Genomic DNA, 8,996 nt, shown 5'->3' on the forward strand with positions numbered 1-8,996 from the left:
ACATATCCCTCCTTATTTCTCAGTTACCACGATGTGGATGTGGCTTGTGCGTTTGTTAATACGGCTTGCGCGACCCATCGCACGTGGGCGGAAGCGTTTGAGTGTTGGACCTTCGTTTACGTAAGCTTCTGTTACAACGAGGTTCTCAATGTTCATATCGTAGTTGTGCTCTGCGTTAGCAATCGCTGATTTTAATACTTTTTCAACGACTGGCGATGCTGCCTTGTTCGTGTGAGCAAGGACAGAGAGCGCTTCGCCGACTTGTTTCCCGCGAATTAAGTCTACAACGAGACGTGCTTTGCGAGGAGCAAGACGGACCATATTAGCTGATGCTTTAGCTTGCATGGATTTGACCTCCCCTCAAATTACCGTTTCGTTTTCTTGTCTGATCCGTGACCTTTGTAAGTGCGTGTTGGAGCGAATTCACCAAGTTTGTGACCAACCATGTCTTCTGTCACGAATACTGGTACGTGTTTACGACCATCGTGCACACCGAACGTGTGACCCATGAATTCTGGGAAGATCGTCGAGCGACGTGACCAAGTTTTGATGACTTGCTTCTCACCAGATTCGTTGAGTTTGTCAACTTTAGCGAGTAAGTGGTGATCTGCGAATGGACCTTTTTTCAAGCTGCGACCCATGTTAGAACCTCCCTTTGGAATGATTCGGGAACGGCCCTTTCGAACCGCCCGAGAATCATGTAGTAATTATTTCTTACGGCGACGAAGGATGTACATGTCGCTCGATTTGTTTTTCTTACGAGTCTTAAGACCAAGAGCTGGTTTACCCCAAGGAGTAAGTGGGCCCGAACGACCGATTGGCGCACGACCTTCACCACCACCGTGTGGGTGATCAACCGGGTTCATTACAGAACCACGTACTGTTGGGCGTTTGCCTAACCAACGTGAACGTCCTGCTTTACCGATGTTTACGAGTTCGTGTTCTTCGTTACCAACTGAACCGATTGTCGCGCGGCAAGTGCCGAGGAACAAACGTGATTCACCTGATTGAAGACGAACGATGACGTACTTGCCGTCACGTCCTTGGATTTGTGCCGATGCACCAGCCGCACGAACTAGCTGACCGCCTTTACCAGGCTTAAGCTCGATGTTGTGGATTGTTGTACCGACAGGGATGTTTACGAGTGGAAGAGCGTTCCCCACTTTGATATCCGCTTCAGGACCAGACATGATTTCCATGCCTACTTTGATGCCCTTAGGAGCGAGGATGTAACGTTTCTCACCATCTACATAGTTGATGAGTGCGATGTTTGCTGAACGGTTTGGATCGTATTCGATCGTTGCTACGCGTCCTGCAACGCCATCTTTGTTACGTTTGAAATCGATGATACGGTATTTACGCTTGTGACCGCCACCTTGGTGACGAACAGTCAAGCGACCTTGGTTGTTACGTCCGCCTTTTTTCGAAAGCTTTTCAGTTAACGATTTTTCAGGGCGATTCGTTGTGATCTCTGCAAAGTCGAGAGATGTCATGTTACGACGACCGTTAGTGGTCGGCTTAAACTTTTTGATTGCCATCGAGGATTCCCTCCTTTTCTTCTAAGGTAGTTAATTAACCGAGGAAGTCGATTGTGTTGCCTTCAGCAAGGGTTACGATCGCTTTTTTACGACGAGCTGTGTAACCAGAGTGACGACCGACACGTTTCGCTTTCGGTTTGTAGTTCATTGTGTTTACCGAAGCAACTTTCACGTTGAAGATTGTTTCGATAGCGTGTTTCACTTGCGATTTAGTCGCTTTTACGTCGATTTCGAAAACGTATTTGTTAGCTTCCATGAGGCTAACTGAACGCTCAGTGATAATCGGACGTTTGATGATATCGTATGCTTGAGCCATTATGCAAGCACCTCCTCTACCTTCGCAACCGCATCTTTAGTGAAGATGACTTTGTCGTTAGCAACGAGGTCAAGAACGTTTACGCCTGCTGCGTCGATCACAGTCACTCCTGGGATGTTACGAGCTGCGAGAGCGATAGTCTCATTGTAGTCCGCTGTGACTACAAGAGCCTTACGTTCTACTGATAAGCTGTTGAGTACAGCAGCCATATCTTTTGTTTTTGGTGCATCGAAAGCAAGGCCTTCGAGGACGATGAATTCGTTGTTTTGTACTTTCGACGAAAGAGCCGAGAGAAGTGCTAAACGACGAACCTTCTTAGGAAGTTTGTAAGAGTATGAACGTGGTGTTGGACCGAAGACTGTACCACCACCAACCCATTGTGGTGAGCGGATAGAACCTTGGCGCGCACGACCAGTTCCCTTTTGTTTCCATGGTTTACGGCCGCCACCGCGTACTTCCGAGCGACCTTTCGTATCGTGAGTACCTTGACGGCGTGATGCTTGTTGCATGACGATTGCGTCGTAAAGTACTGATTCGTTTGGCTCGATTCCGAAGATGGCTTCTGCCAATTCGATTTCGCCAACTTGTGAACCTGTTTGGTTAAGCAAAGCTACTTTAGGCATTCGTAATTCCTCCTTTCCGTGCAGTTAATTAGTTACCTTTGACCGCTGATTTGATGATGACGTTCGATTTACGAGCGCCTGGGATAGCACCTTTCACGAGGAGAAGGCCACGTTCCACATCAACTTTAACGACTTCAAGGTTTTGAATTGTTTTACGCTCTCCACCCATTTGACCAGGAAGAAGTTTCCCTTTGAATACGCGGTTAGGAGCGACAGGACCCATCGAACCAGGACGACGGTGGTAGCGCGAACCGTGAGCCATTGGTCCACGTGATTGTCCGTGACGCTTGATCGCACCTTGGAATCCTTTACCTTTCGATGTACCTGTAACGTCTACTAATTCACCTGCAGCGAAAATGTCTGCCTTAATCTCTTGACCGATTTCGTATCCTTCTACTGAAGTACGAACTTCTTTGATGAAGCGCTTAGGTGTCGCGTTTGCTTTCGCAGCGTGACCTTTTGATGGTTTGTTTTGACGTGATTCTTTGATGTCTCCGAAACCAAGTTGAACTGCTTCGTAACCGTCTGTGTCAACTGTTTTAAGTTGAAGAACGACGTTACCTTCTACAGCAACTACTGTTACTGGTACAACTTCGCCTGCTTCGTTGAAGATTTGAGTCATACCAAGTTTTGTTCCTAAGATTCCTTTAGCCATGAGATACACCTCCTGTTAATAATTATTGTCTCTTCTGGCTAGTATCTACTATATGAAGAATTAAAGTTTGATTTCGATGTCTACACCTGATGGTAACTCGAGACGCATAAGCGCATCGACTGTTTTCGGTGTTGGATTTACGATGTCGATCAAGCGTTTGTGTGTACGCATTTCGAACTGCTCACGAGCATCTTTGTACTTGTGAACCGCACGAAGGATCGTGTAAATCGATTTTTCAGTTGGGAGCGGGATTGGACCCGATACCTTTGCACCTGAACGCTTCGCAGTGTCAACGATCTTCTCAGCTGATTGATCGAGAACGCGATGGTCATATGCTTTTAAACGAATACGAATTTTTTCATTTGCCATGTTTGTTTCCCTCCTTTGTCGCCTACTTTTAAAATAGACAATTCTCCGCGGAAATTTCCACACCGGCCATGGCAATGCTGCCTGGCGTGTCATAACCTCCCGCTTCAACGCAGCGTGCTTGTGTCAGCAGAGGCATCCGATCATTGCAAATCAACGATTGGACCCATTTTCTGCTGTAAAGTCTCTCACCACTCGCACAAACACTTAATCATTATATCTAATCTGGTCATGGAATGCAAGATTAGATTTTTGAAGTTGCCGGTTGTCTGATGAGTTGCTCAACGTTCCCTAATGTAACAAGATTCGCGAGCTTTTGCAAGCAAAAATTCATTCTTTTATTGAACTATTTTTCAAACGAACTCCCATGTCAACTCGACCTAGCGTTTCATCAACTCGCCAAAACGCTCTGTAACCCCTTCTATGACCGATTGCGGAGCTCTTTTTAAACATTCATGGACAATTCCTTCATTAATAGAGTGGTGCTTAAAATAGTGAATCAAGGAATCTAGTTTTTCTTCACGATCAATCACCGTATAAAGAACGATCCACTCCTCGAGGTGCATCCATTGTCCAGTCGGCTCAATGAAAGGATGCGTATAAATCCCGTCCGTGCACTTCATTCGAAAACTGGACATGACGTCCACATCTGCCCCCTCGAATACATACTCTCCAAAGTAAGTCGTCAAGTACGCTTCATGTGGTTCAGATGATTGCTTCTCACCGGCACGACTGAGTACCCGGTCGATTTTTTCAAACTGGTCTGGTTCCACAAAGACATCGATGTCATTCGTCACCTCGACAATGTGATGGTGCTTCAACAGCTCCGAGCCGCCGATCCGATACTCAATCCCATTCAAGCGACAAATCGTCTCTAGTTGCTTCAACATGACGCCACTCCTTTCTCATATGCCTCATCTTATCATGTCATGATGAAAACATAAAAAAGCAGCCCGCATATTGCGGACTGCTTGAAGTTGTTCAGTTGAATCAATCGATTACTCGATGATTTCTGTTACTGAACCAGCACCTACAGTACGGCCACCCTCACGGATAGAGAAACGTGTACCGTCTTCGATCGCGATTGTAGAAATCAATTCGATCGTCAACTCGATGTTGTCTCCTGGCATTACCATTTCAGTACCTTCTGGAAGGTGAACGATACCTGTTACGTCAGTTGTACGGAAGTAGAACTGCGGGCGGTAGTTCGCGAAGAATGGCGTGTGACGGCCACCCTCTTCTTTAGAAAGAACGTAGATTGATGCTTTGAACTTTGAGTGTGGTGTGATTGAACCTGGCTTAGCAAGTACTTGTCCACGCTCGATGTCGTCACGTGATACACCACGGAGAAGTGCACCGATGTTGTCGCCAGCTTCAGCATAGTCAAGAAGCTTACGGAACATCTCTACACCAGTACATACAGTTTTCTTCGTTTCTTCTGTAAGACCAACGATTTCGATCTCGTCGTTGACGCGGAGAACACCACGCTCAACACGACCAGTCGCTACAGTACCACGACCAGTGATTGAGAATACGTCCTCAACAGGCATCATGAAGTCTTTTTCAGTGTCACGAACTGGTTCTGGGATGTACTCATCAACAGCGTTCATGAGTTCCATAACTTTTTCTTCCCACTGAGCTTCACCGTTAAGTGCGCCAAGTGCAGAACCTTTGATTACAGGAAGGTCGTCGCCTGGGAAGTCGTATTCAGAAAGAAGTTCACGGATTTCCATTTCAACGAGTTCGAGAAGCTCTTCGTCGTCTACCATGTCAACTTTGTTCATGAATACTACGATGTAAGGAACACCTACTTGACGTGAAAGAAGGATGTGCTCACGTGTTTGTGGCATTGGGCCATCTGTTGCAGATACAACGAGGATCGCGCCGTCCATTTGTGCAGCACCAGTGATCATGTTTTTAACATAGTCAGCGTGTCCTGGGCAGTCAACGTGTGCGTAGTGACGCTTGTCAGTTTCGTACTCGATGTGAGCTGTTGCGATTGTGATACCGCGCTCGCGCTCTTCTGGAGCACCATCGATTTGGTCGAACTTAGTAGCTGTTTTACCTTGTGCACGTGAAAGTACAGCAGAGATTGCTGCAGTCAAAGTTGTTTTACCGTGGTCGACGTGGCCGATTGTACCAACGTTAACGTGCGGTTTAGAACGGTCGAATTTTTCTTTACCCATTCTAGATTCCTCCTCTATTAAACGATTAGTTTTTATTTAACTAGGAAGACGTAGGTTACTTTTAACATACGTCCTCCTTAGCTTACAACAATCAATCTAGCGATACAACCGTTATTAGCCGTTCGCTTTTTTGACGATTTCTTCAGCGATTGATTTCGGTACTTCTTCGTAGTGATCGAAGTGCATCGAGTACGTTCCGCGTCCTTGTGTACGTGAACGAAGTGATGTTGCGTAACCGAACATTTCTGAAAGTGGAATCATCGCTTTAACGACTTGTGCGTTACCGCGAGCTTCCATACCTTCTACGCGTCCACGGCGTGACGTAACGTCACCCATGATGTCACCCATGTATTCTTCTGGGATAACAACTTCAACACGCATCATTGGCTCAAGGATGACAGCTTTCGCTTGGTCCTTAAGTTGTTTAACCGCCATCGAAGCAGCAACTTTAAACGCCATCTCGTTCGAGTCGACATCGTGGTACGATCCGAATACGAGACGAGCTTTAACGTCTACTACTGGGTAACCAGCGAGGATACCGTTTTCGAGAGCTTCTTCAATCCCGTTTTGAACAGCAGGGACGTATTCACGTGGTACAACACCACCGACGATCTTGTTCTCGAACTCGAATCCAGCGCCTTCTTCGTTCGGCTCGAATTCTACGACAACGTGACCGTACTGACCGCGTCCACCAGACTGACGAACGAATTTCGAATCGATCTTCGCAGCGCCACGGATTGTTTCACGGTAAGCAACTTGTGGTGCACCAACGTTAGCTTCTACTTTGAACTCGCGACGCATACGGTCAACGAGGATATCAAGGTGAAGCTCACCCATACCAGAGATGATCGTTTGACCAGTCTCAGGGTTTGTTTCAGTGCGGAATGTTGGATCTTCTTCTGCGAGTTTCGCAAGAGCTTGACCCATCTTATCTTGGTCTGCTTTCGATTTAGGCTCGATTGCAACCGAGATAACTGGTTCTGGGAATGTCATTGACTCGAGAACGATGTTATCTTTCTCAGAGCAAAGCGTATCTCCAGTAGTCGTGTCTTTGAAACCAACAGCAGCGGCGATGTCACCAGCGAATACCATTGGAATCTCTTCACGGCTGTTTGCGTGCATTTGAAGGATACGACCGAGACGCTCACGCTTCCCTTTAGTCGAGTTCTTCACGTATGATCCCGCTTCAGCTGTACCAGAGTACACGCGGAAGAACGTCAATTTACCGACGTAAGGGTCAGTCATAACTTTGAACGCAAGTGCTGAGAATGGAGCTTCGTCAGAAGGCTCACGTGTGATTTCTTCCTCTGTATCGAGGTTGATCCCTTTGATTGACTCAACATCAACTGGTGATGGGAGGTAATCAACAACGGCGTTAAGCATGAGCTGAACACCTTTGTTCTTGAAGGCAGAACCAACGAGTACAGGGTAGAATTCGACGCTAAGTGTCGCTTGACGGATCGCAGCTTTCAATTCATCGATTGAAATCTCTTCTCCTTCAAGGTACTTCATCATCAACTCTTCGTTGAAGTCAGCAACACCTTCGATCAATTGACCGCGAAGTTCTTCAGCTTGGTCAGCCATGTCAGCTGGGAAGCCATCTGTAACTTCGATGTCAGTACCGAGGTCGTTGTTGTACATGTAAGTCTTCATTTCAACGAGATCGATGATCCCTTTGAAATCGTCCTCTGCTCCGATTGGGAGTTGGATCGCGTAAGCGTTCGCTTGAAGACGATCATGGAGCGTCTTCACAGAGTACAAGAAGTCTGCGCCGATTTTATCCATCTTGTTGACGAATACGACACGTGGTACACCATATGTCGTCGCTTGACGCCATACAGTTTCTGTTTGTGGTTCTACACCTGACTGAGCGTCAAGTACAGCAACCGCACCATCAAGTACACGGAGTGAACGTTCAACTTCTACAGTGAAGTCTACGTGTCCAGGTGTATCGATGATGTTTACACGGTGGCCATTCCACTGTGCAGTTGTCGCAGCTGAAGTGATCGTGATTCCACGCTCTTGCTCCTGCTCCATCCAGTCCATTTGTGAAGCACCTTCGTGCGTTTCACCAATTTTATGGATACGACCTGTGTAATAAAGAATACGTTCAGTTGTTGTCGTTTTACCGGCATCGATGTGAGCCATGATCCCGATGTTACGAGTATTCTTTAGGGAGAATTCTCTTGCCATACTGGGTATTCTCCTTCCGCATGTTTGATTTTCGTGTGCGCGCACACGATATGATTATACCCGAAAGCCACTCCGTTAAGCCATGCTTGGCGGAGTGGACTTTACGATTAAATTACCAACGATAGTGAGCAAACGCTTTGTTAGCTTCTGCCATTTTATGCATGTCTTCGCGTTTCTTAACAGATGCACCAGTGTTGTTGGCTGCATCCATGATTTCGTTCGCGATACGTTGCTCCATCGTTTTTTCGTTGCGGAGACGAGCGTAGTTCACGAGGTAACGAAGACCAAGTGTTGTACGGCGCTCTGGACGAACTTCTACAGGAACTTGGTAGTTAGCTCCACCTACACGGCGTGCTTTAACTTCAAGTACAGGCATGATGTTGTTCATTGCTTCTTCGAACACTTCCATAGGCTCTTTGCCTGAGCGTTCAGCGATGAGACCAAATGCGTTGTAAATGATAGTTTGAGCTGTACCTTTTTTACCGTCTAACATGACACGGTTAATGAGGCGAGTTACCAATTTCGAGTTGTAGATCGGATCTGCGATAACGTCACGACGTTCTGCACGGTTTTTACGCATCCGAGTACCCTCCTTTCAAAATTTCAATTGTAGTTTAGTTTGCGAGAATTACTTCTTCGCAGCTTTCGGACGTTTCGTACCGTATTTAGAACGGCCTTGCATACGTCCATCAACACCTGCAGTGTCAAGCGCACCACGAACGATGTGGTAACGTACCCCTGGTAAGTCTTTTACACGTCCTCCACGGATAAGAACAACGCTGTGCTCTTGAAGGTTGTGGCCAATACCTGGGATGTACGCAGTCACTTCGATTTGGTTAGTCAAACGAACACGAGCATACTTACGAAGCGCCGAGTTCGGTTTCTTCGGAGTCATTGTACCAACACGTGTACAAACACCACGTTTTTGTGGTGAGCTCACGTTTGTTTGTGACTTGATGAAACTGTTGTAACCTTTGTTAAGTGCTGGAGAGTCAGATTTCACGACTTTCGATTTACGTCCTTTACGGACTAACTGGTTAATAGTAGGCATCTTTGAAGATCCTCCCTTCCTGAATGTTGCTATTTTCTAGTCCCACCGACCCGGGTGGTTCATTTAAG

The 8,996-nt window shown here is 46.6% G+C and carries 12 protein-coding genes; all 12 read right to left on the minus strand.

What is annotated here, in order from left to right; genetic code table 11:
* Positions 1-12: 12 nt before the first annotated feature.
* Positions 13-345: a 50S ribosomal protein L22 gene (gene rplV / locus KNO90_RS14010; protein ID WP_012727672.1), complete on the minus strand. Its 333-nt coding sequence runs from the start codon at positions 343-345 to the stop codon at positions 13-15.
* A 20-nt stretch (positions 346-365) separates the two neighbouring features.
* Entirely contained in the window at positions 366-641 is a 276-nt protein-coding gene (gene rpsS, locus KNO90_RS14015) for a 30S ribosomal protein S19 (protein WP_012727673.1), read from the minus strand.
* A 66-nt stretch (positions 642-707) separates the two neighbouring features.
* Complete coding sequence (rplB, locus tag KNO90_RS14020) at positions 708-1,538, minus strand: 50S ribosomal protein L2 (protein WP_012727674.1); 831 nt, start codon at positions 1,536-1,538, stop codon at positions 708-710.
* A 34-nt stretch (positions 1,539-1,572) separates the two neighbouring features.
* Positions 1,573-1,854 (minus strand): 50S ribosomal protein L23, encoded by a 282-nt coding sequence (rplW, locus tag KNO90_RS14025; RefSeq protein WP_012727675.1) that lies wholly within the window; start codon positions 1,852-1,854, stop codon positions 1,573-1,575.
* Positions 1,854-2,477: a 50S ribosomal protein L4 gene (rplD, locus tag KNO90_RS14030; RefSeq protein ID WP_026824833.1), complete on the minus strand. Its 624-nt coding sequence runs from the start codon at positions 2,475-2,477 to the stop codon at positions 1,854-1,856. The genes rplW and rplD overlap by 1 nt, the downstream gene beginning before the upstream one ends.
* A 28-nt stretch (positions 2,478-2,505) precedes the next feature.
* On the minus strand, positions 2,506-3,132 hold the full coding sequence (rplC, locus tag KNO90_RS14035; protein WP_012727677.1) for a 50S ribosomal protein L3: 627 nt from the start codon (positions 3,130-3,132) through the stop codon (positions 2,506-2,508).
* Positions 3,133-3,192: 60 nt separating this feature from the next.
* Positions 3,193-3,501 (minus strand): 30S ribosomal protein S10, encoded by a 309-nt coding sequence (rpsJ, locus tag KNO90_RS14040; RefSeq protein WP_012727678.1) that lies wholly within the window; start codon positions 3,499-3,501, stop codon positions 3,193-3,195.
* A gap of 377 nt (positions 3,502-3,878) precedes the next feature.
* Positions 3,879-4,388 (minus strand): hypothetical protein, encoded by a 510-nt coding sequence (locus tag KNO90_RS14045; RefSeq protein WP_214743078.1) that lies wholly within the window; start codon positions 4,386-4,388, stop codon positions 3,879-3,881.
* 108 nt (positions 4,389-4,496) lie between these two features.
* Complete coding sequence (gene tuf / locus KNO90_RS14050; RefSeq protein ID WP_078147868.1) at positions 4,497-5,684, minus strand: elongation factor Tu; 1,188 nt, start codon at positions 5,682-5,684, stop codon at positions 4,497-4,499.
* 114 nt (positions 5,685-5,798) lie between these two features.
* Positions 5,799-7,877 carry an elongation factor G gene (gene fusA, locus KNO90_RS14055; protein WP_012727681.1) on the minus strand — a complete coding sequence of 693 codons (2,079 nt, stop codon included), beginning with the start codon at positions 7,875-7,877 and terminating at the stop codon, positions 5,799-5,801.
* 112 nt (positions 7,878-7,989) lie between these two features.
* Positions 7,990-8,457, minus strand: coding sequence for a 30S ribosomal protein S7 (gene rpsG, locus KNO90_RS14060; RefSeq protein ID WP_021066600.1), 468 nt, complete (start codon positions 8,455-8,457; stop codon positions 7,990-7,992).
* Between the two features lie 48 nt (positions 8,458-8,505).
* Positions 8,506-8,928, minus strand: a complete 423-nt coding sequence (rpsL, locus tag KNO90_RS14065) for a 30S ribosomal protein S12 (RefSeq protein WP_012727683.1) — start codon at positions 8,926-8,928, stop codon at positions 8,506-8,508.
* Between the last annotated feature and the right edge of the window lie 68 nt (positions 8,929-8,996).

The sequence above is a fragment of the Exiguobacterium sp. s63 genome, from assembly GCF_018617335.1.
GTDB lineage: Bacteria > Bacillota > Bacilli > Exiguobacteriales > Exiguobacteriaceae > Exiguobacterium.